11 protein-coding genes are annotated in these 25,913 nt (G+C 70.5%); all 11 read right to left on the bottom strand.

Annotation, left to right across the window (positions count from 1 at the left end; translation table 11 throughout):
• Window positions 1–2 precede the first annotated feature (2 nt).
• Window positions 3–6,869 (bottom strand): RHS repeat-associated core domain-containing protein, encoded by a 6,867-nt coding sequence (locus tag ABZY31_RS16840; RefSeq protein WP_356410610.1) that lies wholly within the window; start codon window positions 6,867–6,869, stop codon window positions 3–5.
• A 126-nt stretch (window positions 6,870–6,995) separates the two neighbouring features.
• Window positions 6,996–10,592, bottom strand: coding sequence for a LamG domain-containing protein (locus ABZY31_RS16835; protein WP_356410608.1), 3,597 nt, complete (start codon window positions 10,590–10,592; stop codon window positions 6,996–6,998).
• Entirely contained in the window at window positions 10,592–12,160 is a 1,569-nt protein-coding gene (locus ABZY31_RS16830; protein ID WP_356410605.1) for an integrin alpha, read from the bottom strand. Before ABZY31_RS16830 ends, ABZY31_RS16835 begins: the two co-directional genes overlap by 1 nt.
• Window positions 12,161–12,517: 357 nt before the next feature.
• A complete protein-coding gene (locus tag ABZY31_RS16825; protein ID WP_356410602.1) occupies window positions 12,518–16,687 on the bottom strand; it encodes an Rne/Rng family ribonuclease in 4,170 nt (1,389 codons plus the stop codon).
• A 236-nt stretch (window positions 16,688–16,923) separates the two neighbouring features.
• Window positions 16,924–17,712 carry a TIGR03936 family radical SAM-associated protein gene (locus tag ABZY31_RS16820; RefSeq protein WP_356410752.1) on the bottom strand — a complete coding sequence of 263 codons (789 nt, stop codon included), beginning with the start codon at window positions 17,710–17,712 and terminating at the stop codon, window positions 16,924–16,926.
• 127 nt (window positions 17,713–17,839) lie between these two features.
• Entirely contained in the window at window positions 17,840–18,694 is an 855-nt protein-coding gene (locus tag ABZY31_RS16815; RefSeq protein ID WP_356410599.1) for a hypothetical protein, read from the bottom strand.
• 104 nt (window positions 18,695–18,798) lie between these two features.
• Window positions 18,799–20,724: a TIGR03960 family B12-binding radical SAM protein gene (locus ABZY31_RS16810; RefSeq protein WP_356410597.1), complete on the bottom strand. Its 1,926-nt coding sequence runs from the start codon at window positions 20,722–20,724 to the stop codon at window positions 18,799–18,801.
• Between the two features lie 95 nt (window positions 20,725–20,819).
• On the bottom strand, window positions 20,820–22,019 hold the full coding sequence (gene rodA / locus ABZY31_RS16805) for a rod shape-determining protein RodA (protein WP_356410594.1): 1,200 nt from the start codon (window positions 22,017–22,019) through the stop codon (window positions 20,820–20,822).
• A complete protein-coding gene (mrdA, locus tag ABZY31_RS16800) occupies window positions 22,019–24,193 on the bottom strand; it encodes a penicillin-binding protein 2 (RefSeq protein ID WP_356410591.1) in 2,175 nt (724 codons plus the stop codon). Before mrdA ends, rodA begins: the two co-directional genes overlap by 1 nt.
• 13 nt (window positions 24,194–24,206) lie before the next feature.
• Window positions 24,207–24,929, bottom strand: a complete 723-nt coding sequence (gene mreD, locus ABZY31_RS16795) for a rod shape-determining protein MreD (protein ID WP_356410588.1) — start codon at window positions 24,927–24,929, stop codon at window positions 24,207–24,209.
• A gap of 12 nt (window positions 24,930–24,941) precedes the next feature.
• Complete coding sequence (gene mreC, locus ABZY31_RS16790; RefSeq protein WP_356410585.1) at window positions 24,942–25,883, bottom strand: rod shape-determining protein MreC; 942 nt, start codon at window positions 25,881–25,883, stop codon at window positions 24,942–24,944.
• Between the last annotated feature and the right edge of the window lie 30 nt (window positions 25,884–25,913).

The following is a 25,913-nucleotide window of genomic DNA, read 5'->3' as shown; positions in this document are numbered from 1 at the left end:
GCCTACCTGCAGCCACACAGCTCTTCTTCTGGGCGAAGAGACCGCGGCATCTTCTCCCACCTGATGAACTTCTGTCCAGTCTTCGGATTTGTATGCGTCACGGTCGAGAGGATGTGCGGGGCCGGCACATTGCCATGAGTGGCCGACTCTTCCAGCAAATCTGCGCGTTGATAGAGTTCTCCTTCGTCGTCATACCGCCCGTAGGCGGTGACCGTCCCATCTTCTTTCTGACGGAAAAGCGTTTCACCGGGATTACCCTGGTCCGGGAATCGTCCACTGACTTGCCGTGCACCGACGAGACTCAACCCACCAGTGTCGCAGTTGTGCACAAGTACCGGCACGGTCTCGGCCAATACATAGTAGGCATGAACGCCCTCGATGGTCAGGTCGTGCGTCTGGCGCAACTCATTGAAGAATCGCATCCGCGACAGCTCGACCATGGCGCCATTCGGCGTCCGCAGTCGCATTCCAGGCCGCAGGTTGCCAGCATCAATGAAACGCTGTTCGCTCTCGACCCAGAAGGGGTGGGTGATGGTCGAGACAAGCGATACCTCTCCGGATTCGAAACGTATCCCCAGGTCGACGAATTCCTTGTCGTCGCGGGTGACGATCGTTCCGACGACCTCCCGGGTTACCGTCTCCCCAGTGGACGGATCCGTCGTAGTGATCCGGTCGCCGACCCCGACGTCCTCGATCTTCTTCGTTGATCCGTCGGCAAGCAGTACCTCAGTGCCGGGCAGGAAACTGTGCGGGATGGGGCAGCTACCACCGGACCCCTTGAACCGAGCCTTGACCGCAGCCAAGGCACCCTTGGCCTTTTCGAGCTTCTCCGAGGTCTTGAACCAGGACTTGACCCCGGATATCAGGTCGCCGGCGAGCCCGGCGAGCTTCTTCCCAAGAGTGAGGGCCTTCTCCCATTGGGTCGGCCATCCGTATTTCTTGGCGATCTTGCCGGCGATGCCGCCGGCGAAGCTGCTCGCGATGTTGAGCGCTGTTTCACCGCAGGCACCGAGGTCGCCGCTGGAGAAGCAGTCAAGGGCCGCCGTGATGCCAAGCTCGTCCATGAGGATCTTGGTGATCTGCTTGACGGCGTTCTTGATCTTCGCCTGGGTGCGGTTGTGCTCGCCCTGGGCCTTGTTGTAGTTGTCCTCGGCCTCCTCGACTTCCGGATCGGGCTGCGGATCGGACTTCGGGGTGTACCTGCCGTTCGTGCATTCCGGGTTGCCCCGGCAGAACGCCCGCTCGTCCGGGTCGTACAGACCGCTCGGGTCGCTCGCCGAGACCGGCCGGTTGTGCGCGTACGCGTACGCGTTCAGCTGCTGGGCGTCGCTCGTGTCGACGACGGGGTCGGGAGTGATGAACTTCCCGAGGAACGAGTCGTACTCCCGGGCCCCGATCGTCGTCAGACCCGTGGACGCGTCGATCGTTCCGCCGACGAAGCCCTTCTCGCCCTGCCAGGTTCCTTGGGGAGTACCACGGCTGTTGCCGTAGGGATCCATCCGCCGCTGGGTGACCGCACCCGTCGTGGCGTCGATCGACATCTCGGCCGTGCCGTGGTGGTCGGAGGCCAGGAAGGACAGCTTCTTGTCCGGGGTGCGGATCGCGACGCTCTGGCCCGCGAAGGCGTAGTACCGCGTCGCCTTGGCCGTGGTCGTTCCCGCGTCCAGGCGCAGCTCCATGCCCGGCAGGTACACCGTGGTGCCGGTGGCGTCCTTGCGCTGGACCCGGCCGCCATCGGGGCCGTAGAGGAACGTCGTCTCCGACGCCTCGTTCTTGCCCGGCGTGGTGACATCGTCCGGCTGGCTGTTCCGGACCGGGGTGCCGAGGGCGTCGTACTCCAGGGTCTGGGTGTTGCCTCCGATCGTGCGGGTGGTGGTGTTGCCGGCCGTGTCGTAGCCGTAGCTGTACTGCCGGTCGCCGGTCGGGGTGTTCTCCACGACCTTCTGGACCTGGTGGCTGCCCGCCTTGTACGTGAAGGTGCGCTTGACGTCCTTCGAGGCGGTCAGGCCGGTGTCGTGCGACGTCTCGGTGAGGCGGTTGCCGACCGAGTCGAAGGTGTACGAGTTCCAGTACGGAGCCGGGCCGCCCAGCGCGGAAGCGCCGGGAGCCGTGTTGCAAGCCGCCGGGCCCGATCCCGAGACGGGGACCTGACTGCCGACGGTTCCGGACGCGGCAGCCGCGGCCTTGGTCGTCGCCGGGGTCCAGGACTCCGTCATGCGGGCCTGGTAGTCGTAGGCGAAGCACTGCAGGTCGGGCGTGGCGCTGCCGGCGGTGTCCGCGATGGACCGGACGTTGCCGACCTGATCGTAGGAGTAGTTCGACTCCTTGGCCGGGCCGGTGGTGGACCCGTAGACGTCCACCTTCGAGTTCAGCAGCCGGTCGGTACCGGTCTCGTACTGGAAGGTCTGCCAGACCTTCTTGCCGCCGTTGTTCAGCTCCAGCTGCTGGAGCAGGGTGCGGCCGGACCAGACCGCGTTCGTGACGTACGACGTCGTGCCCGTCATGCTCTTCAGGCGCTGGATGTCGTCGTAGCCGTAGGCGAGCGTCTCGGCGTCGAGACCACCCGCCGCCGGGAGGGAGTCGCTCTGCTTGGTGCCGTCACGGTTGTAGGCGCTGCTGAAGACGTAGGTGCCGGCCAGGCCCGTCCCCGACGAGGCGGGGACCGTGTAGGCCGTCTTCAGCGGCTGGTAGAACTCGTCCATCGCCTGGACGACCGACGCGAAGTACTCCGTCGCATTGATGTAGCGCAGCGAGGCGTACCCGTAGCCGAGCCAGCCGGCTTTGTCGTAGCGCTGTTCGGTGAGCTTGGTCCCGGTGGTCGCGGGGCCGTCCCACGTCGTGACGACGCGGTCGAGCTTGTCGTAGACCGTCGAGACCGTCTTGCCGCGGGCGTCCGTCGTGGATGTCGGCCGGTCGGCCTCGTCGTACGTGGTCGTGCGCTTGCCCGAGTCCGGGTCCACCGCCTCGATCTGGCGGCCGAGCTGGTCGTACTTGTAGGACCACGTGTTGTTCGCCGCGTCGGTGAGCCGCTCCAGCTTGCCCATCGGCGTGTACGCGTACTTCGTGCTGTCGTAGCCGGTCGTCGGACCGTTCGGTACCGGGGAGGCGCCCTTGTAGTGGCGCACCTCGGTCGTGCGGCCCTGCGCGTCGGTCAGCGTCGTCGTGGGCGTGCCGCCTACCGGTGGGTCCTCGTGGATCCGGTCGCCGCCGTGGACGACCGTCGTCCTCCACTGTTCGCCGCCGGCCACCGCGGAGATCTTCGCAGTGGTGCGGCCCAGACCGTCGTACTCGTACAGGGTCTGCCCGCCGACGTCGCCGTTGCGGACGATCAGCAGCTCGTCCGAGGCCGCACCCGCCGCGTTGTAGGTGGCGTTGACCTTGGCGATCTTGCCCGTCGGCGTGTAGAAGGTGTCCGCGACCATGCGGGTGCCGGACGGTCCCTCCGTCTGCTTCTGACGAGGACGCAGCAGGCTGTCGTAGAGCTCGTACTCGGCTCCGTAGGAGCCGTCGATCTCGATCTTCTCCGTCTTCACGGAGACCGGCTTGTCGAGACGGTAGTTGTAGCTGTACTTGATGCTCGGCGTCTGGAGCGCGCTCTTGGAGCGGTCCGGGAGCCAGACGGAGACCAGTCGGCCGAGCGGGTCGAGCGCCAGATCGCCGCGCTTGCCGTTCGGGTCGGTCTGGCCGATGGACAGGCCCCAGGCGGGGTCGAAGTCCCTCGTGTTGACGTGGCCAAGAGCGTTGGTGACCTTGACCTGCGAGATGAGGCCGTTGACGTCGGTGTACGCCGTCTTGGTCTCCGCGCCCACGGCATCGGTCTGGGAAGACGGACGGCCGAAGGAGTCGTACGTCGTCGTAGCGGTGACCTGATAGGTGGCCGTCGTCCCGTTGTGGGAGGTCATGCGCTCGGTCTGCGTCGCGTTGCCCACGGTGGGCGCCGCGCCGAAGGCCAGGCCGTCGTACGAGGTGCGCTCGTCCGAGATCACCTGCGTCTTGCGGTCGGGGGTCGTGGCGCACTTCACCGAGACGGACTCGACCCGCGACGCCGTGGTGAGGATGTTGGCCGCCGTGTTGTCCGCGTAGGACGTACGGGTGCAGGTGTCGTCGGCCGCGGTCGACAGGTCGCCCAGTTCTTCCGACTCCAGGATGCGGCCGGTGCCGTTCGTGAGGTCGTACGTGGCGTTCGACTCTGCCTCGCGGCGGCCGTCACCCCCCTCGGTCATCGTGTAACCACGCGTCTTGACCGTCTTGACGATCGAGGCGTGGCTGGTGCCCCAGGTGTTCGTGTCCGTCGCGGTGTAGTGCCGCATCGGGGTCTTGATGACCTTGGAGACGAGCTTGTCGCCGTCGTAGGTCGCCGACTCCAGCTCGTGGCCGCTGAACTCCTTGTGATCGGTGTACGTACCGCCCTCGGAGTCGGCCACCGTCACCGAACGGGCCGTGCCGTCCGGCTTCTTGTCGCCGTCCATGCCCTGGAGGTAGGTGTAGTCGATCCGGGTCTTGCCCGCGGCCGAGCCGCCGGTGGTCACCTTGACCTTGCCGTAGCCCTGCCAGCCGCCCCAGGTGAGGTACTTGTCCTCGGTCATGCCGTCGGGCTCGGCCTTACGCCAGGCCGCGGGGCCCTGGTACTCGTAGTCCGTGACCTGCTGGGGGGCTCCACCGGTTCGGTCGGTCTCGATGACCTGCGCGACCACGTACTTGTGGAACCAGTCGGTGACCGGGTCGAGGAAGCCCGGCGGGGACCATACGACCGGGTAGCAGCGCTTGACGGACTCGCCCGGCTTGGGCAGGGCGTCCTTGGTGCACTCCGCGGGGGCGTAGTTGACGTCGAGCTGCGCGCCGGTCTCGCTCAGGACGGTGGAGAGGCGGAAGCGGTAGAACGGGGCGATGGACTCGCCGGGGCCGTCCACCCGGTTGGCCAGCTGCGTACCCATGAGTTCGACCGAGGGGACCTTGGCGCTGCCGCCCCTGCGTCCCTCGTGGTCGATCTTGGAGAGCCACAGGGTCTTGGACTGGTCACCGTTGTCGGTGAACTGGTGCGTGAACGTCCATGCTTCCACGTCGTCGTACGTCGTGGCGTCCTTGCGGATCTGCGTGGTGACGCCGGTCAGTCGCTGCCGGGTCCAGAAGGACGCGGCGACCTGGGTGGCGGTGCACTTGGTGTTCGGCGCGCAGTACCGGTCCATCGGTACGTCCGGCCAGAAGGCGGCGTTCTCCTTCTTGAAGTCGGCCGGAAGGCACTTGAAGGTGTCCGTGGGCAGGCAGCGTTCCTGCGTCGTGAAGACGACGCGCGCCGGGGCCTTGGCCGAGTAGACGGAGGCTTCGCGCTGGCCGTAGTCGACGCGCTTGAGGTAGCCGCCCGCGGTGTACGCGGTGCCGTTGACGTCGGTCTTGCCGTTCAGGGCGTAGGAGTTGGTCTCCTTGCCGTAGAAGTACGACATGACGTTGCCCTGGCGGTCCTTGACGTAGTCGAGGTTCCAGCGCCAGGCCTGCTGGCAGGAGGCGTTCGCGAAGGTGGCGTTGTAGCAGGGCTCGCCCGCGTTGTTGCCGAAGACGGGGGCGGTCCAGACGGACGCGGTCTCCTCGTTGCCGGTCGCCCAGCCCGGAAGACGGTTGCGGCCGAACCAGTACTCGGTACCGTCCGTCGTGGTGATCTTCCAGTGCTCGCCGTCGTTGTCACCGTTCGTGGCGCCGGTGACCTGCTCGATCTTCGAGCCGTCGTCGGAGCCCATGTGCCACTTGCCGTCGGTGTCGTCCTTGACCAGCTCGGTCGACGCGCCGTTCAGCATCACGGTGGCGTTGTCGAAGGCCCAGCACTGCTCGGCGGAGCCACTCTGGCCGTCCTTGGCGCAGGGCTTGTAGTGGCGCTCGATGAAGCCCGGTTCGTAGGAGAAGCCCTCACCGACCCAGGAGCCCTGGTTGTTGGTGTCGGAGGTACGGCCGTCCGCGGACTGCGAGGAGTAGCCGAGCCCGACCGTGGGCACCAGGCCGCCGGGGGCGGGCGGGGTGCGCAGCGGGTAGGACCAGGAGAAGCCGCCCGAGGAGTTCGACACGCTCCACTTCGCCGACGGGGACAGCGGCGTCGCCGCGTAGTTGCCCTGTGCGGAGGAGTCGCCGGCCGCGAGGGCGAGCATGGACGCGCCTGCGGCCGGGCCGGCCGCCAGGGCGGACATGCCGGCCGTACGGGCCGGGGCGGTGACGTCCGCGGAGACCGTCTTCGTCCGCGGATCGTTGACGCTCTTCAGCAGCTTGGGCAGCTCGGGGCAGGCGGCGGTGCCCGGGTCGGCGACCGTCGCGCAGGCCGGGAGTTCGACGAGCCGCAGGCGGGAGCCGTAGCCGCCGCCGAAGCCGTCGGCGAAGGCCGAGTAGTCGACGTGCACGCGGACCTGGGCGCCGTCGGCGGCCTGGTCGGCCCGCTGGACGCGCAGCAGCGCGCCGACGCCGAGCTTGGCGGCGCGTTCGGGGGCCACCACATCGACCTGAACCTTGCCGGGCGGCTTCCCTCCGGCGACCGCGGCCGCGCGGAAGGAGGCGGCCGGTGCCTTGACCGTGGTGTCCTTCGGGGTGGTCACGGTGACGGGCAGACCGCCCACCGCCACCCGGGCCGGGTCCCCGGCCCCGGAGACGGCCAGCTCCGCGCTGCCGCTACCGGGCCAGAGGGGCTTGTCCAGCTTCTTGACGGCCGCCTTGGCCGTCGCGTTCGCCGGGCGCTTGGCGGCCTTGGCGGCGGTCCCCTTGACGGGGTCGCCGAAGTCCTGGACGCCGGGCCGCTTCGTGCCGCCCGGGGCGGCCTCGAGGGCTTGGACGGACGAGGCGGACAGAGCCAGGCTCAGTCCGATGACGACGGACCCCAGTGTCCGTCGTGACATGCGCCGATTCAGCAATCGGCCGCGTAGAGACATCAGTGCACTCCACAGAGAAGGGGCAAGAAGGTACTGCGAGCGGACAGGCGTGCCCGCCCTGCGAGGGGCGGGCACGCCTGTCCTGTGGATGACCTAGCGGTCGGTCAGCTCTCCGGTCGCGGCGAGCTGGACGACGGCCGTCGGGTCGATGGCGCCGTTGTACGCGCGGACCTCGTCGATGGCTCCGGCGAAGTACTCGGCGCTGCCCCGGGCCGAACGGCCCACCTGCAGGCCGCCGGTCGCAGCCCAGGTGGTGTTCTCCACACCCTGGGCGGAAGCCGCCAGCTGTCCGTTGACGTACAGCCGGATCTGACCGGCGAACGCGTCGTACACCACTGCGAGGTGCTGGCCGACGGGGTTCGTGTCCGGCATGGCCTGGTCGTCGGAGAAGACCTTCACCGCGGCGCCGGGGGTGTCCGCCGTGGCGACGGCGAGCTCCCAGCGCTTGGTGGCGGCCTGGTACCGGACCTGCACCCGGTTCGTGTTCGCGCCCGGCAGGGAGAAGACGGTCTGCGAGGCGGTGGCGTCGAGCGAGCCGAGCTGGACCCGTGCCGCGAGCGTGAAGCTCGTGGCTCCCGTGACGGGGGCGTTCGCCGTCGTGGCGTAGTCCCCGTTGCCGTCCAGGACCATGTGCCCGGCCCCGACCATGGGTGCGGTCAGGAACGGGTCGAGCGGATCGGGGGTGTAGAGCGCCGCGTTGCCGGTCAGGGTCAGCCCCTGTCCGCCTGCGACGAGGTTGGGCGTCACGCCGGACTGTGCCGAGTTGAGCTGCCAGTAGCCGGTGCGGTCGGGCTTGACGGTGGTGATCTCGGTGATCTGAGCCGGCAGGAGCGGACGGCCGAAGACGCGGACTTCGGCGAGGTCACCGGCGAAGGCGCCTTCGTAGCCCGCCTTGTCGATGTGGCGGCCGATCTGGAGTGCGCCGTACGACTTCCAGGTGGAACGGCGGACCGTCTCGCCCTTGAGCTCCTTGTTGACGTAGAGCTGGAGCTTGCCCGCGGCGCCGTCGTAAAGACCGGTCAGCAGCACCCACTCGTCCTTGACGGGGGTGACACCGGTGGACACCGCCTTCCACTCACCCAGCGTGTCCACATCGCTGAGCGGAACGGAGAACTTCCAGGTCTTGGCGATGGCGTCGTAGCCGAGGACGAAGCCCGGCTCACCGGTGCCGTCCTGGCTGACCACCGTCATGTCACGGCTGAGGTCCGACGGACGCGCCCAGGCGCTGATGCTGAAACCCTTCAGGGTGTCCAGCACCGTGCTGCCCGCATCGACCCAGCTGTCGCCGGTTCCGTCGAAGTGGGCCGCCGAGTCGATGGCGCCACCAGGCCCGGGCACACCGAAGGTGACACCGGGGCCGAAGCCGGCCGGGTACTTGCCCGTCTCCTCGTCGGCCGCGTTGCCACCGGGCGCGTCGGCCAGGTTCCATTGGGCGGCGGCGGCAGCACCTGTTGCCACGTAGAAGCTGTGCCGGGCGAGGGCGCTGGGGTGCGCGGCCTTGTCGACGGCGACGACGTCGACCCAGTGCGGCCCCGGGCGTGTGGGCGTCCAGTTCACCGAGACCGGGCCACCCGCCGTCGTGCTCGCCACCTCGGTGCTGGGCTCACCGTCGAAGGCGTAGCGGTACTTGACGACGTCCGTGTCCGGAACCGCATCGTCCGGGTTCGGCGACATGATGAAGGTGCCGACGGCCCCTACCCCGTCGTGGTACTCCTTCGTCGCCGGGTACTCCGCGGAGAACACGTTCGGCTTGCCCGGGAACGACTTGTCGTACATGAACTCACACTTGGTGCTCCACGGTCCCCAGCCGTCGCCGTCATGCGTGGCGACGCTCCACGAGATCGCGGTGTTCTCCGGGATCACGGACTGCACGGTGTGCTCGAAGGGCGTGGAAGACGTCGGAGCCTTGTAGTCCGTGTCCTCCTCATAGGACTTGGCCGCTCCGGCCGCGTCCTTCCACTCGACCTTGAACCGGACCTTGACCTGCTCGCCCGCGTCCTGGTCGTTCGCGATGGCGCGGAGCGTCGGCGGCACGTCGGTGTAGGGACGGTTCGCACCGGTGACGCAGGCACCACCGGGGTTGGACGACATGGCACCGGAGTTGATGGCCCCCGGAAGCGTGTTGTAGCTGATGCTCAGGTAGGCGTTGCCGCACACGCGCTTCCAGCCCTGGAAGCTGCCCTCGTCCTGCGCCCGGAGGTTCAGGAGCATGGAGGGCCAGCCCTCGTCCGCCGCCGTGCGTACGCTGTTCGTCAGGCCACCGGTGGCACCCGACTTGAAGTGCATGTTGGCCTGCGACTCGCAACTGGTGGGCTGGATCTTCTCGTTGAGTGTCTCCAAGGTCGTGAGCGTGCTGTTCTGCGTGTTCGTCCAGTTGCTGCCGCTGTCGATGTGGGCCGTGCTGCCGCCGATCCGCTGGAGCTGGATCGGCTCGGCGTGGGCATCGGCCGGGTAGACGTGCTGGACGCGGGCGCTGAAGGTCGCACCCAGGATCTGCTTGCCCTTGTAGAAGGACAGCGGGATCTGGAAGGCGACACGGCGGACGCCGACACCGGCGCAGGAGGCCGCGCTGTAATCCGTCGGACACCTGCCCACGCCCGCACTGCCCGAGTACTGCCATTCGCCGACCGACGGCTTGCCGGACATGACGGCGGTCCAGCCGGAACGGTCGGCGGTCTTCTGGATCGGGTCGATGACCACGGGGAAGACGGTGGCACCGTCGCGCAGCATCTTCTGGTCGGGGACCAGCGTCAGCTTGTTCGCCGACACCTCGACGCCCAGGGGCGCGGCTTTGCCTCCGCCGCCCGGGCCCGCCAGGGCGGGAGTGAGGACGGCGGCCGCATTCGCCCCCGTGGGCGCGTCGGCCCGGGCCGCGGACAGGGACTTGGCGACGGCTCGGGGGCCCTTGTCGCGGACGGCCGTCTCCTGGGAGGATGCCGAGTCCCACATGCTGGGCGCGCCGGACTGGAACACGACGCCGCCGACTGCACTGTCCACAGCGGTGACGGCGCCGTTCGCGTCCTTCTTGTACGTCAAACCCTCGGCCTTCAGGCCCAGGTCCAGTCTCTGGAGGCGCGGATCGGCCGCGGCCTGTGGCGTTTTGACCACGAGCAGATGACCGAAACCGTTGGCCTCGGCGCGCACCTTCAGGTCCACGCCCGGCAGCGCGTCCACGTAGGTTGCGGTGTCGCCGTCGAGTACCGGCGTCGCGAGCTTTCCGTACGGCCAGGACAGTGACATTTCCCGGGTACTGCGGCGCATCGTGACGAAGGGCTTGCCCGCGGCCCCGTCCGAGAAGGCCAGGCCCACGGTGGTGGCTTTCGGGCCGACACTGCCGTCCGGCCGCCTGACCAGCGTCTTGTCGATGTCGACCCATGCGCCGTTCCGTACCGCGTGTACGGGTTCGGTGTATTCGCGGGCCGTGTACGTACCGTCCGGGGCGGCGAAGATCTCCCGCTGCTCGCTGCGCAGGCCGAGGACCTCGACCTGCTTCCCGCTGGTGCGGGCAGCGGTGAGAGCCTCGGCTTCCGTTTGGACGGGGGTGCCGACGGCCACCTCCTCCGTGGCCCGCGCATGTTGCTCCGGCGGCAGGCCGAGGCCCGCGGCCAGCACGGCGCCTGCTGTCACCACAGCGGCGAGAGAGGCACGCCGCAGCAAGGTCCGGCGGATGCCGGTCGTCTGGACGCCCATCACCGGACCGCCGTTCCGAAGGTGCCGATGCCGACGGGGATTCCGTCTTGACCGGGCTTGAAGGTCTGGACGGGGGCCCCGGCGTTCGCGACGTTCCAGGAGAAGAGGTACACCGCTCGGCCGGCGGTCGGCCCGTAGGGCAGTCCGACATAGAGGCCTGCGGTACTGCTGCCAAGGCTCATGCCGGCGTACTGACGCGGCGCGGCCGGAGCCGGCATGCCGTAGCCGGGAGCGAGCAGCACATCACTGTCGCCGGGAGGACCGACGAGCGGCAGAACCTGCACCTGACCGCGGTCCGCGACGCCACTGGTGCTCTCCTTGCCCGGTATGCCGACGGCCACACGGGTGTTCTCCGGAGTACTGACGCTGTCAGGTGCGGTGTTGGCGGCCACGACACGCTGGCCGAAATGGTCGCCGGAGGTAGCCGTACCCGCTACACCGGTCGTCGCCTGGTCGATGAACTGCGTCTGCTGGAATCCGCCGACCGCGTCGAGACGGAAGACCTCCACCCCTCCCGAGTCCTGCGTCGTTGTCCTCTCCTCATTGGGAATTCCGACGACCAGGAGGGACTCGCTCGTACTGGTGGCGCCTTCTGCCCGGTACGGCACTGCGGCGATCGACGTTCCGAAGGCGTCCCCCGTCTCACAGACCCCGAACACGTTGGGGGAATCCTGCGTGATCACGTTCAGCGGTGTGGGCACGCCGGAGACCAGCGTGTGGCTGAACGTCGTCACCGACCCGGCGTCCACGATGCTTCCCTGGGACTCGCCGGGAGCGCTGATCGCGAGGTGGGTCGGGGTGGCGGCGATGGCCGTACCGAACCGGTCGTACGCCTCCGCCGCGTCCGGGACCGCGCCCGCCGTCGCCGTGTCCTGAGTGATGATGCCGACGTTCACGGTCGTGGACCCCGAGACGTAGATCACGCCGCCCGCGTCGGGCACAGTACCGAGGTCCTCACCAGGAACGCCGATGGAGAGGAACGGCACACCCGCCGAGGACTTACCGGCCGCGAGGGAGTAGCCCGCCCAGTCCTCGGCTTCGGCCGAACCGGTCAGGGGGGCCGCCCCCTGCAGGTACTGGATGCTGGCCTTGCCTGCGGCCAGGCCGGTCGGCGAGCCGTAAACGACGACGGCCCGGCCCGCGTCGGGGCGGCCGGCGACGTCCTCGTACGGGACCCCGAGCGCCAGATCCGCGCAGCCGTCGAGATCGGCGTCGTAGACGGCCAGGGAGAAGCCGAATTGGTCGCCCGCTTCGGAGGCACCGGCCTTGGCGCTCTCCTGCGTCAGTTCGAGCGTCCCCTTGCCGCCGCCGTAGACGATGTGTACGAGCCCGGCCTTGGCCGCGCCGTTCACGGTCGCGCCGGTGTCGGCGATCGCGGTGTCCCGAATGCCGTCGCCGTTGAAGTCCGCTTCGGCTCCGGCGCAGCCGGGAGCGGCGGACGCCGAGCTTGCGAAGGGGGCTGATCCTGCTGCCAGCACCAGGGCGAGGGTCGTGGAGGACAGGATGGCCGCCGTTCTGGACGTATGCCGACCGACCGCGCCCACCAGCGCTTGTGTTGTTCTGCTCACGTGTTTCGTTCTGCCTTCGTCAGTTCTCACAGGACGCCGAGCGACGCCCGGAAAAACGTGAGAAAGGACGAAACGTGAAGATGTGCAACGCAGCGAGGACCACGGGCACCTCATCGGTGCACCTGGTCCCATCCCCCCGCCCGCCAGAAGTCCCCACCCATGGCAAGCCGCCTGAAGCGTTTGATCAATGTGTCGCAATCACACCGGGTGAACAAGAGTGGATGTCCGACATCGCGTGACAAAGAGCATCACAGATTGATCACAGGTGAGGTACAGGAGACGCACAGGTGACTGAAAACAGCCCCGCCCGGCACCGTGTTCCGGTGCCGGGCGGGGCTGTGTGCAGCGGGGTGTGGATCAGGCTTCGGTCGCCGGAGCCGAGACGGACGGGAGCGACTGCTGCTCCGCCGCCGCGGTCTTCTTCGTCGCCGCCTTCTTCACGGTCTTCTTGGCGGTCGCCTTCTTCGCGACCGTCTTCTTGGCAGCCGTCGCCGTGGTCTTCTTGGCGGCGGTCGCCTTCTTGGCCGGGGCCTTCTTGGCGGCCGTCTTGCGGACCGCCTTCTTGGCCGGAGCGGGCGCCTCGGTCTCGGCCTCGGCCTCCGCGACGGGCGCGGCGGCCGGGGCCTCCTCCGCCGCGGTGGCGACCACGACGATCGCGGCGTCCGCCGCACCGGCCGGGGAACCGGCGGGCGCGGTGGCCTTGCGGGTCGCCCGGCGGCGCGGGCGCGCCGGGGCGGCCTCCACCACGGGCTCGGCGACGGCCTCGGCGACCGGCTCGGCCACCGGCTCCGGGGCGGCCTCGACGACCGGCTCCGGTGCGGGCTCCGCGACGGCCTCGGCCGTCTTGGGGGCACCCGCCGGGGCGGTGGCCTTGCGGGTGGCGCGGCGGCGGGTACGGCCCTGCGGTGCTGCCTCCTCGACCGGCTCGGCCACCGGAGCGGCCTCGGTCACCGGCGCGGGCTCGACGACCGGCTCGACGACGGCCGGGGCGACCGGCTCGGCGACGGGCGCGACCGGCTCGGCGACGGCCTCGGCCACGGGGGCCGGGGCAGCGGCCGGGGCGGCCTGGGCCGCGGTCCGGTCGGCGCGCTCCGTGCGCTCGCTCCGGTCGCCGCCACCGCGCGGGGCGCCCGCCGGAGCGGTCGCCTTGCGGGTCGCGCGGCGGCGGTTGCGGCGGCCGCTGATGCCCGCCGCGGCCTCGGCCTCGCCGGGGCTGCTGTACAGCTCCTCGTCCGGAACGAAGGGCGGCTCCGGCAGGGCGCGCGGCGCGGCGGCCTCGGCCGCCACCTCCGCCTCGGTCTCCACCGGCTCCACCTCGGCGTCGATGTCCGCCTCGGCGTCGAGCTCGTGCTCGTGACCGTTCTCGTGGTCGTGCTCGGAGGTGCGGCCCGCACGCTTCTTGGCGCGCTTGCCGTTGCCACCGCCGCCCACGGCCGTCGGCTGCTCCATGTGCACGATCACGCCGCGCCCGTTGCAGTGGACGCAGGTCTCGGAGAAGGACTCCAGCAGACCCTGGCCCACCCGCTTGCGGGTCATCTGCACGAGGCCGAGCGAGGTGACCTCGGCGACCTGGTGCTTCGTACGGTCGCGGCCCAGGCACTCCAGCATGCGCCGCAGGACCAGGTCGCGGTTGGACTCCAGGACCATGTCGATGAAGTCGATGACGACGATGCCGCCCAGGTCGCGCAGCCGCAGCTGGCGCACGATCTCCTCGGCCGCCTCCAGGTTGTTCCTGGTGACGGTCTCTTCGAGGTTGCCGCCCTGACCGGTGAACTTGCCGGTGTTGACGTCGATGACGATCATCGCTTCGGTCTTGTCGATCACCAGGGAGCCGCCCGAGGGCAGCCACACCTTGCGGTCGAGCGCCTTGGCGAGCTGCTCGTCGATCCGGTACGTCGCGAAGACGTCGACCTCGGAGGTCCAGCGCGAGAGGCGGGGGGCCAGGTCCGGGGCCACGTGGTTCACGTAGCCGTGGATGGTCTCCCAGGCGCTGTCACCGCTGACGATGACCTTCGAGAAGTCCTCGTTGAAGATGTCGCGGACGACGCGGACGGTCATGTCCGGCTCGCCGTAGAGGAGGCTCGGCGAAGAGGTCGAGATCTGCTTCGCCTTCTTCTGGATCTCCTCCCACTGGCCCTGCAGGCGCTCGACGTCGCGGCGCAGCTCGTCCTCGCTCGCGCCCTCGGCGGCGGTGCGCACGATGACGCCCGCGTCCTCGGGGACGATCTTCTTGAGGATGGTCTTCAGGCGCGCGCGCTCGGTGTCGGGCAGCTTGCGGCTGATCCCGGTCATCGAGCCCTCGGGCACGTAGACCAGGTAGCGGCCGGGCAGCGAGACCTGGCTGGTCAGGCGGGCGCCCTTGTGGCCGATCGGGTCCTTGGTGACCTGCACCAGGACCGACTGGCCGGACTTGAGGGCGGCCTCGATGCGGCGCGGGCCGTGGGCCATGCCCAGCGCCTCGAAGTTGACCTCACCGGCGTACAGGACCGCGTTGCGGCCCTTGCCGATGTCGATGAAGGCGGCCTCCATCGACGGCAGCACGTTCTGGACCTTGCCCAGGTAGATGTTGCCGACGTACGAGGTGGCTTCTTCCTTGTTGACGTAGTGCTCGACGAGCACGTTGTCCTCGAGGACGCCGATCTGGGTGCGCTCGCCGCTCTGGCGGACGACCATCACGCGCTCGACGGCCTCGCGGCGCGCCAGGAACTCGGACTCGGTGATGATCGGGACGCGGCGGCGGCCCTGCTCGCGGCCTTCGCGGCGGCGCTGCTTCTTGGCCTCCAGGCGGGTGGAGCCCTTGATGGACTGCACCTCGTCGGAGGAGGTGGAGGTGGACGCGGACTCGGCGCGCTCACGGGCCGGGCGCGGCTCGCGGACCTTGACGACGGTGCGTACGCCGTCCTCGTCACCCGCGTCGCCCTCGGCACCGGAGTCACCGCTGCGACGGCGACGGCGACGGCGGCGACGGCTGGAGCTGGAACCGGCGGGGCCGTTCTCCTCGTCCTCGGCGGACTCGTCGTCCTCGTCGGACTCCTGCTCGGCGGCGGCTTCCTCGCCCTCCTCGGACTCCTCCTCGGCGGACTCGTCCAGGTCGGCGGATTCACCACGGCGGCGACGGCGGCCACCGCGACGGCGGCGGCGCGACGGGCGGTCGCCCGACTCGTCGTGCTCGTCCTCCTCCAGCTCCGCGGCCTCGGTCTCGGCCTCGGGCTCCTCGTCCAGGACGGAGGCTACGGAGATCGGACCGGCGGCCGGGGCGGCGGGCGCCGGGGCGGCCTCCGCCTGCTCGGGCGCGGCGCCTCCACGGCGGCGGCGACGACGGCCGGCGGCCGGTGCGGCGGAGGCCGGGGCGGGGGCGACGGCCTCGGTCTCGAAGTCGAGCTCGTCCTCGTCTTCCTCGACGTCCTCGGCGACGCGCGCGGCGGCGGCGAGCATGGCGGCGGTCTCGGGGGTCTGGAACATCGGCTCGGCGAAGACCGGCGCCTGGAAGACGGCGACGGCGGGGCGCGCGGCGCGGCGGCCGCGCGGCTCGGCGGCGGGGGCGGGCGCGGCCGTGGGCTGCGGGGCTGCGGCCGGGGCGGCGGACCGGGTGGCCCGGCGGCGCGGGGCGCGACCCTTCGGGGAGTCCACGGCGTCGGCGACGGTCACGGGGGCCTTGGCGGCGGGCTCCTTGGCCTCGGCCTCCTCGACCGGCTCGGCGGCCTGCGGGGCCGGCGCCTGCGAGGTCTGCGGGGCGGCGGCCTCGGCGGCCGGGGCCGCGACGGCGCGGGTGGCGCGGCGACGGGCACGCGGCGCGGGAGCGGCGTCCTCAGCAGGCGCGGCGGGAGCGGCGGCAACCGGCTCGGCGACCGCGGGGGCCTCCTCGACCACGGCAGCGGCCTCGGCGGCCGGGGCGGTGACGGCGCGCGTGGCGCGACGACGCGCACGCGGCGCCGGAGCAGCGTCCTCAGCAGGCGCGGCGGCGACCGCGGGGGCCTCCTCGACCACGGCAGCAGCCTCGGCGGCCGGAGCCGCAACGGCGCGCGTGGCGCGACGACGGGCACGCGGCGCCGGAGCAGCATCCTCAGCGGGAGCGGCGGCGACCGGTGCAGCGGCGACCGCGGGGGCCTCCTCGACCACAGCTTCGGCAGCCTCGGCGGCCGGAGCCGCAACGGCACGGGTGGCACGGCGACGGGCACGCGGCGCCGGAGCAGCGTCCTCAGCAGGCGCGGCGGGAGCGGCGGCAACCGGCTCGGCAGCCGCGGCGGGAGCCTCCTCGACCACGGCAGCAGCCTCGGCGGCCGGAGCGGCCACGGCGCGCGTGGCGCGACGACGGGCACGCGGCGCCGGAGCGGCGTCCTCAGCGGGCGCGGCGGCAACCGGCTCGGCAGCCGCGCCGGGGGTCTCCACCGTCTCGGTGGTGCCGACGGCGCCCGGCGGACCGGCGGGCCGCGAGGCGGCGCGGCGCCGCCTGCGCGGGGGCAGGTTGTCGCTGGGGCCGCTGCCGTCGGCGGTGGTGTCGTTGGTGGTGTTCTCGTTGTTGAGCATGTGCGGGGTTCTCCCGTCGCGCTCCCGGGCGCCGCGGCTGACATCCGGTCCGGCACGGCCCCGCACGATGAGCGCGGATCCGGCCTCCGGGGCGCGTGCGCCACACGGGAGCTTGTAGTCCATGGCCGCCGGTTCCGTACGTGTTTGTCCGTACGGCCTGGCGGAAGTCTTCAGGTCTGTGCGCTGCCCGACCCACGGGGATCCCGGATGTCAGGGCGGCGCGGCAACGGCGGTCCTTACGCGGCGGGACCTTCCGGCGCCTTCGCGTCGGCCGCTACGGCAGCCGTGGGTGGGGCGGCCGTGACGGCTTCGCGGTCGGGCGCGAGCGGGTCGGTCACCGTGCCGGACTCCTCGTCGAAGGGCCCCTGCGCCAGCCTGGTCACCGCTGCGGGGACCGGCGGCGCCAGGTCGGCCACGGCTCGAAGACCGGACAGGACGTCGTCGGGTCGCACGGCAGGTGTCAAATGCCGAACAACCAGCCGCAGTATCGCACAAGCACTGTCCAGCGGCCTATCAGCCGCTACAGCCGGTGCCGCGGCCACGTCGAGACTGACTACGGCGCCGCGCGTGTCGAAGGTGCGCATGCCGTTCTTCGTCCGGCGCTGGACCTCGACGGTCTCGGCGGCCAGGAAGAGGGCCACGGCGCGTTCGGCCTCGGCGGGGTCCGTGCCGTCCAGGCGCAGCTCCCAGACCGAAGCGGTCAGCCGGTCGGCCAGGCCCGAGGTGCGGGCCTCGACGGCGTCGGTGATGTCGAGCCCGACCGGCATCGACTCGTCGAGCAGCTCGCGCAGCTTCTGCGGGTCGCGGGCCTCGGCGAGGGCGATCTCCAGGTACTCGGCCTCGCTGCCGGTCCCGGTGGGGGCGGCGTTCGCGTACGAGACCCGGGGGTGCGGGGTGAAGCCCGCCGAGTACGCCATGGGGACCTCGGCGCGGCGCAGGGCCCGCTCGAAGGCACGCTGGAAGTCTCGGTGGCTGGTGAACCGGAGGCGGCCGCGCTTGGTGTAGCGCAGTCGGATGCGCTGCACCACCGGTGCGGGAGGGGGGCCTTCGGGCTGTCGCTTGCCCAGTGGTTCTTCTCCTTGTGCGGGGCGGCCGCTCTCGCGCGCCGCCCGGAGGTCTGTGGAGCCGTCCGGCCGTGCCCGCTGCTCCGGCTCACCCCCGCTGGTGCGGGGAGATCTCGGGTGCGGGCGCGTTGCCGACAGCTGTCGTCCTACCCACACTACGCGTCCGTGACCTCCCCGGTTGCACGGAAGGTGAACCGAACAGGGCCCGCCGTACGTCGGCACGCGCCTCCCGCGCCACCGCGCGGGCCGTCCGCCACACCTCGCGCACGGCCCGCCCGGCCGGAGCGAGCGCGTACCGGTACACCCGGGACGCGGGCCACCCGACCAGTACCCACCCCGCCCGGCGCAGCGCGCGCCCCACGGCCCGGGTGATCCGCCCGGCCACGCCCCAGGCCCAGGACAGGAGCCGCCCGAGGGGAACGAGCACGTACCGCAGCAGCAGCCCGCCGAGCCACGCCAGCCCCCGGCCCACCGGAACCAGCAGGTACCGCAGCAGCAGCCCGCCGAGCCACACCAGCGCGTGCCCGGCCGGGGTCAGCACGTACCGGTGGAGCAGACCGGCCGCCCAGGCCAGGGCGTGTCCGGCGGGGGTGAGCAGGAAGCGGTAGAGGGCCCGGCCGGCCGGAGCGAGCACGTACCGCCACAGCGCGGCCCACGGCCAGACGAAGACCAGCTTGAGCAGCGTCCCCACCACCCACCCGAGCGCCCGCAGCACCGGCCGCAGCAGGTGCGCGTACACCCACCCCAGCCCCGCGCCGAGCGGTCGCAGCAGATGGCGGCGCACCAGCCGCCCGAGCGCCGCGAGCACGTCCCACACCGCCCGCACCGGCAGCACGACGAGCACCGCGACCACCTTCGCGGCCCCCTGCACCACCCCCACCAGCCATCCGCCGCCGCTCTGCTGACGGTCCGTGTATCGCGTATCCCCTGCGTGCCTTTCCATACAGCCGAGGACACGCGGAAGGCCCCCACCGTTGCGGTGGGGGCCTTCCGGTACTCAGTTGTTACGCGTGGTGCGCGCACACTTCACGCGCTCACTTCATGCGCTCACTTCACGACCGACAGCGGCAGCAGTTTCTGTCCCGTGGGGCCGATCTGGATCTGCGTGTCCATCTGCGGGCACACGCCACAGTCGAAGCACGGGGTCCAGCGGCAGTCCTCGACCTCGGTCTCGTCCAGGGCGTCCTGCCAGTCCTCCCAGAGCCAGTCCTTGTCGAGGCCGGAGTCCAGGTGGTCCCAGGGGAGGACCTCTTCGTAGGTGCGCTCGCGGGTCGTGTACCAGGGCACGTCCACGCCGTACGCGGGCAGGGTCCGCTCGGCCGCCTGCATCCAGCGGTCGTAGGAGAAGTGCTCGCGCCAGCCGTCGAAGCGGCCGCCGGACTCGTAGACCGCGCGGATGACGTCGCCGATGCGGCGGTCGCCGCGGGAGAGGAGGCCCTCGACGATGCCGGGCTTGCCGTCGTGGTAGCGGAAGCCGATGGAGCGGCCGTACTTCTTGTCGCCGCGCAGCTTGTCGCGCAGCTTCGTCAGCCGTGCGTCGGTGTCCTCGGCGGACAGCTGCGGGGCCCACTGGAAGGGGGTGTGCGGCTTGGGCACGAACCCGCCGATGGAGACCGTGCAGCGGATGTCGTTCTGCCCGGAGACCTCGCGGCCCTTGGCGATGACGTTGACCGCCATGTCGCCGATCTGCAGGACGTCCTCGTCGGTCTCGGTCGGCAGGCCGACCATGAAGTAGAGCTTCACCTGGCGCCAGCCGTTGCCGTAGGCGGTGGCGACCGTGCGGATCAGGTCCTCTTCCGAGACCATCTTGTTGATGACCTTGCGCATGCGCTCGGAGCCGCCCTCGGGGGCGAAGGTGAGGCCTGAGCGGCGGCCGTTGCGGGTGAGCTCGTTGGCCAGGTCGACGTTGAAGGCGTCCACGCGGGTGGAGGGGAGGGACAGGCCCACCTTGTCCTCCGTGTAGCGGTCCGCGAGGCCCTTGGCGATGTCGGCGATCTCGCTGTGGTCCGCGGAGGACAGGGAGAGCAGGCCGACCTCTTCGAAGCCGGTCGCCTTCAGGCCGCGCTCGACCATTTCGCCGATGCCGGTGATGCTTCGCTCCCGCACGGGGCGCGTGATCATGCCGGCCTGGCAGAAACGGCAGCCGCGGGTGCAGCCGCGGAAGATCTCCACGGACATGCGCTCGTGGACGGTCTCGGCGAGCGGGACCAGGGGCTGCTTCGGGTAGGGCCACTCGTCGAGGTCCATCACCGTGTGCTTGGACACCCGGTGGGGAACGCCGGAACGGTTCGGGAAGACACGCGCGATGCGGCCGTCCGGGAGGTACTCGACGTCGTAGAAGGCGGGGACGTAGACGCCACCGGTCTTCGCGAGGCGCAGCAGCACCTCCTCGCGGCCGCCGGGGCGGCCCTCGGCCTTCCACGCGCGGATGATCGTGGTCATGTCGAGGACGGCCTGCTCGCCGTCGCCGATGACCGCGCAGTCGATGAAGTCCGCGATCGGCTCGGGGTTGAAGGCCGCGTGGCCGCCCGCGAGGACGATGGGGTGGTCGACCGTGCGGTCCTTGGACTCCAGCGGGATGCCCGCCAGGTCCAGGGCCGTGAGCATGTTGGTGTAGCCCAGCTCCGTGGAGAAGGACAGGCCGAACACGTCGAAGGCGCCGACGGGACGGTGGGAGTCGACCGTGAACTGCGGCACCTTGTGCTCGCGCATCAGCTCTTCGAGGTCGGGCCACACGCTGTAGGTGCGCTCGGCGAGGACGCCCTCGCGCTCGTTGAGCACCTCGTACAGGATCATGACGCCCTGGTTGGGGAGCCCGACTTCGTAGGCGTCCGGGTACATGAGCGCCCAGCGGACGTCACATTCGTCCCAGTTCTTGACGGTGGAGTTCAGCTCCCCGCCGACGTACTGGATCGGCTTCTGGACGTGCGGAAGCAGGGCTTCGAGCTGGGGGAAGACCGACTCGGTCATCACGCGACTTTCGTGAAGCGGGCAGGGGGCGACTCTCAAGCGTACCCCGGGGCGCGGTCGCCCCCCGCCGCGTCGGCGGGAGGGCGGCCGCTGCCCGGTCAGGCCGACATCGGCCGTTGCACCCTGATCGACTGCAGCAGTCCGATGGCCACCCACACGGCGAACATCGAGGATCCTCCGTAGGAGACGAACGGCAGCGGCAGCCCGGCCACCGGCATGATGCCCAGCGTCATGCCGATGTTCTCGAAGGCCTGGAAGGCGAACCAGGCGATGATCCCGGCGGCGACGATCGTCCCGTACAGCTCGGAGGTCTCACGGGCGATCACGCAGGCCCGCCAGAGCACCACGCCGAGCAGGACGAGGATCAGTCCGCCCCCGACGAAGCCCAGCTCCTCCCCCGCCACGGTGAAGACGAAGTCGGTCTGCTGCTCCGGCACGAACTGGCCAGTGGTCTGGGAGCCCTGGAAGAGCCCTTCGCCGAGCAGGCCGCCGGAGCCGATGGCGATCCGGGCCTGGTTGGTGTTGTAGCCGACGCCCGCCGGGTCGAGGGCGGGGTTGGCGAAGGCCGCGAAGCGGTTGATCTGGTACTCGTCGAGGATGCCGAGCTGCCAGATGAGTACGGCGCCCGCCGCGCCGGAGCCGAGCAGTCCGAGCACCCACCGGTTGGAGGCCCCGGAGGCCAGCAGCACGCCGAGCACGATGACCAGCATGACCATGACCGAGCCGAGGTCGGGCATCAGCATGACGATGCCCATGGGGGCGGCGGCCAGGCAGAGCGCCTTGACCACGGTGCGGTGGTCGGGGTGGTCGAGGTCGCCCGCGTCCACCCGGGCCGAGAGCAGCACCGCCATGATCAGGATGATGGTGATCTTGCAGAACTCGGAGGGCTGGAGCGAGAAGCCGCCGCCGATCACGATCCAGGCGTGCGCGCCGTTGATGGTCGCGCCGAGCGGGGTGAGCACGGCGAGGACCAGGACCAGCGAGAGCCCGTACAGGACCGGCACGGCGCCGCGCAGCGTGCGGTGGCCGAGCCAGATCGTGCCGATCATCAGCACCAGGCCGATGCCGGTGTTCATGGCGTGCCGCAGGAGGAAGTAGTACGGGTCCCCGTTGTTCAGCGTGGTGCGGTTGCGGGTGGCCGACCACACCAGCAGCGAGCCGATGAAGGACAGCGCCAGGGCGCTGAGCAGTATCGGCCAGTCCAGCCGGCGCAGCACCGAGTCACGGGCGGTGAGCTTGCCGAGGGCGCCGCGGTCGGGGGCGTAGCGGGAGACGGAGAAGGTGTTGGGTCCGGGCATCAGTCCTGCCTCCCGGTTCCCGGGGCGGGCGGTCCGGCGAGGGGCGGCGGCGCGTCCTCGGGGCTCGGGGGTACGTAGGGCTTGATCTCGGGTGCGTCGATCGAGCCGTCGGCCTGGATCGTGGGCAGGGTCGACTGGGGGCGCGGCAGGAGGGCCTTGGCGGGGTCCTGCTTGCCGGCCATGTCGAGGCCGTAGATGGCGTTGTAGATGTTGCGCACGGCGGGGCCGGAGGCGCCGGAGCCGGTGCCGCCCTGGGAGATCGTCATCACGACCGTGTAGTCCTCGGTGTACGTGGCGAACCAGGACGTCGTCTGCTTGCCGTAGACCTCGGCGGTGCCGGTCTTGGCGTGCATGGGGATCTGCTTCTGCGGCCAGCCGCCGAAGCGCCAGGCGGCGGTGCCGCGCGTGGCGACACCCTCCAGCGCTTCGTTTATCTTCGACCGGGTTTCCTCGGTCATGGGCAGCTTGCCGTGCGCCTTGGGCTTGATCTCCTCGACGTTCTTGCCGTCGGCGCTGATGACGGCCTTGCCGATGGTCGGGTTCCAGAGGGTGCCGCCGTTGGAGATGGCCGCGTAGATGGTGGCCATCTGGATCGGGGTGACGAGCGTGTCGCCCTGCCCGATGGAGTAGTTGACGGCGTCACCGGCGCGCATGAGGTTGCCTTCGAGGCAGTTCTCGTAGGACAGCAGCTCGACGTAGGTGCCGCCCTTCTTGCCGGTCTTGCACCACTGGTCCTTGTTGGCCTCCCAGAACTTCTGCTTCCACTCGCGGTCGGGGACGCGGCCCTTCTCCTCGCCGGGCAGGTCCACCCCCGTCTCCGCGCCGAGGCCGAACTGGTGGGCGGTCTTGTAGAAGATCTGGGCCGGGTTCTTGATCGGCTTGAGGCCGCCGTCCTTGAGCCACTGCTGGTGGCCGAGGGCGTAGAAGACGGTGTCGCAGGACACTTCCAGGGCGCGGCCGAGGGTGATGGATCCGTGTCCCTGGGACTCGAAGTTCTTGAAGACCTGGCCGCCGATGGAGTAGGAGCTGGGGCAGGGGTAGTTGCCGTCGAAGTCGTATCCGGCGTTGACCGCGGCCGCGGTGGGGATGACCTTGAAGATGGAGCCGGGGGCGGCCTGGCCCTGGATGGCCCGGTTCATCAGCGGGACGTTGGACTCCTTGGCGGTGAGCTTGGCGTAGTCCTTGCCGGAGATGCCGCCGACCCAGACGTTCGGGTCGTAGGTCGGGTTGGAGGCCATCGCCACGACGCGGCCGGTCTTGGACTCCAGGACGACGACGGCGCCCGCGTCGGCCTTGTAGTTGACGCCGGTGTTGCGGTCGTTCTGCTTGCGGGCCTCGACCATGGCGGCGTTCAGCTCGTACTCGGCGACCGCCTGCACGCGGGCGTCGATGCTGGTGACCACGTTGGCGCCGGGGACCGCGGGGTCGTTCTTGGCCTCGCCGATGACGCGGCCGAGGTTGTCGACCTCGTAGCGGGTGACGCCCGACTTGCCGCGCAGCGCCTTGTCGTAGGTGCGTTCCAGGCCGAAGCGGCCGACCTGGTCGGATCGCAGGAAGGGGGAGTTGGTGGTCTTGGCGGCCTGGATCTCGTTGTCGGTGACGGGCGAGAGGTAGCCGAGGACCTGGCCGGTGTTGGCGCCGCCGGGGGCCGGGTAGCGGCGTACGGCGGTGGGCTCGGCGGTGATGCCGGGGAAGTCCTCGGGGCGCTCGCGGATCTGCAGGGCCTGCTGGGTGGTGGCTTCCAGGGTGACCGGGATCGGCTGGTAGGGGGAACCGTTCCAGCAGGGCTGGGGTGTCTTGGAGTCGCAGAGGCGGACCTTGTCCATGACGTCCTGCGGCTTCATGTCCAGGACCCCGGCCAGCCGGGTGAGGACGCCCTTGCCCTTGTCCTTTATCTTCATCAGCTCGGTGCGGCTGGCGGAGACGACGAGGCGGGTCTCGTTGTCGGCGAGCGGCACCCCGCGGGCGTCGAGGACCGAGCCGCGCACGGCGGGCTGGACGACCTGCTGGACGTGGTTGTTCTTGGCCTCGTCGGCGTACTCGGCGCCGTTGCGGATCTGCAGGTACCACAGCCGCCCGCCGAGGGTGAGCAGCAGCGAGAAGACGAGCACCTGGATGATGACGAGCCGGATCTGCACCCGGGGGGTGCGGCCGGTCTCGGGAATGTTGGTCACGCGTGATCCCCCGTCACAGCTTCTTGACGCTCTTCACGCCCTTGAGGCCCTTGACGCTCTTGACGCCCTTGACCCCCTTTATGCGCACGGCCCGGTCCGCGCGGCCGCGCGCGCTCTTGAGCCGCAGGCCGCCGCGCTGGCTGCCGATGCGCAGGCCCGTACCGCCGGAGAGCCAGCCGGAGGCGACGTCGGCGCCCTGCGCCGGGCCGCCGTTGGCCTCGACGGCCATCGGGTCGTTCTCCGCGCGCCGGGCCAGCGCCATCAGGAACGGCACGGTGAACGGTGCGAGCAGCAGGTCGTAGAGGACCGCGGTGAACAGCAGGCCGGTGAGCCCGACGTGGCGGGCGGCGGTGTCGCCGACCAGCGCGCCGACGCCCGCGTACAGCAGGGTGGAGCTGACGGCGGCGGCCACGACGGTGAGCATCGGCCCCCAGGCGGAGCGGAAGCGGCCGGTGTCGGGCCGCGCCAGCCCGCAGGCGTAGCCGATGAGGCAGAGCACCAGGGCGTAGCGCCCGGCGGCGTGGTCGGCGGGCGGGGCCAGGTCGGCCAGCAGTCCGGCGGCGAAGCCGATCAGGGCGCCGCTGACCGGTCCGTAGACCAGCGCGAGGGCGACGACGGTGAGCAGTACGAGGTCGGGTACGGCGCCGGGCAGCTGGAGCCGTCCCAGCACGGTGACCTGGACGACGAGGGCGACCACGATCAGCGTGGCGGAGAGCAGGATGCGGTTGAAGCGCATGACGTTCGGCTCCTACTCGTCGGCCGGCTTGAGGGACGCGCCGGCGGACGGCGTGACGGTGACGGTGACGGTCGGCGTCGGCTTGGGTCCTTCGGGCTTGGGCGGCAGGACGGCGTCGCGCGGGTCCTGGCGGGGCGGCATGACGACGACGCCGACGATGTCGAGGCGGGAGAAGCCGACGTAGGGGCGGACCCAGACCGTGCGGGTGAGGTCCCCGCGGGAGGGGTCGACCTTGACGACCTCGCCGATCGGGACGCCGGGCACGAAGGGCTTGTTGCCGCGCGAGCCGAAGGTGACGAGGCGGTCGCCGGGGCTGATCTTGGCCTTGCCGTTGAGCATCTGGACGGACAGGGCGCGGTCGCCCTGGCCGGTGGCGAAGCCGAGTTCGCCGGTCTTCTCCAGGCGGGTGCCCACCGTGAAGTCGGGGTCGTTGGCGAGGACGACGGTGGCGGTGTCGGGGCCGACGGTGGTGACCCGGCCGACGAGGCCTTCGCCGTTCAGGACGGTCATGTCGCGTTCGATGCCGTCCTTGCTGCCGGCGTCGATGGTCACGGTCCAGGAGAAGCCCTGGGCCGCTCCTATGCCGATGACCTCGGCGCCCTTGATGCCGTACTGGCCGGAGCCGGCCCGCTTGAGCATCTCGTCCAGTTCGCGGATGCGGCTCTTGTTGCGGTCGTCGCTGCCCAGTTTGGCCTTGAGCGCGGCGTTCTCGCCTTCGAGCGCGGTGATCCGGTTGTGGCGCTTCCCGGAGTCCCGCACCGCCCCTATGGCGTGGGCGACCGGGTCCACCGCGGTCGCCATGCCCTTCTCGACCGGGCCGAAGGCCGCTGCGGCGGCCTGCCGGGCACCGTCGACCGGTGACTCCTCGCCCGCTCTGATGTCCACCGTGATCAATGCGAACGCGATGGCGATCAGAAGCACCAGGAGCAGCCGGCTCTCTCGTGTGTCCCTCACGTGCGGCGGCCGTGCCTTCCTCGTCGGAAT

It is taken from the genome of Streptomyces sp. NPDC006529, from assembly GCF_040611795.1.
Lineage (GTDB): Bacteria > Actinomycetota > Actinomycetes > Streptomycetales > Streptomycetaceae > Streptomyces.
Note: the sequence above shows the minus strand (reverse complement) of the source record. Positions and strands in the feature narration are given on the sequence as shown.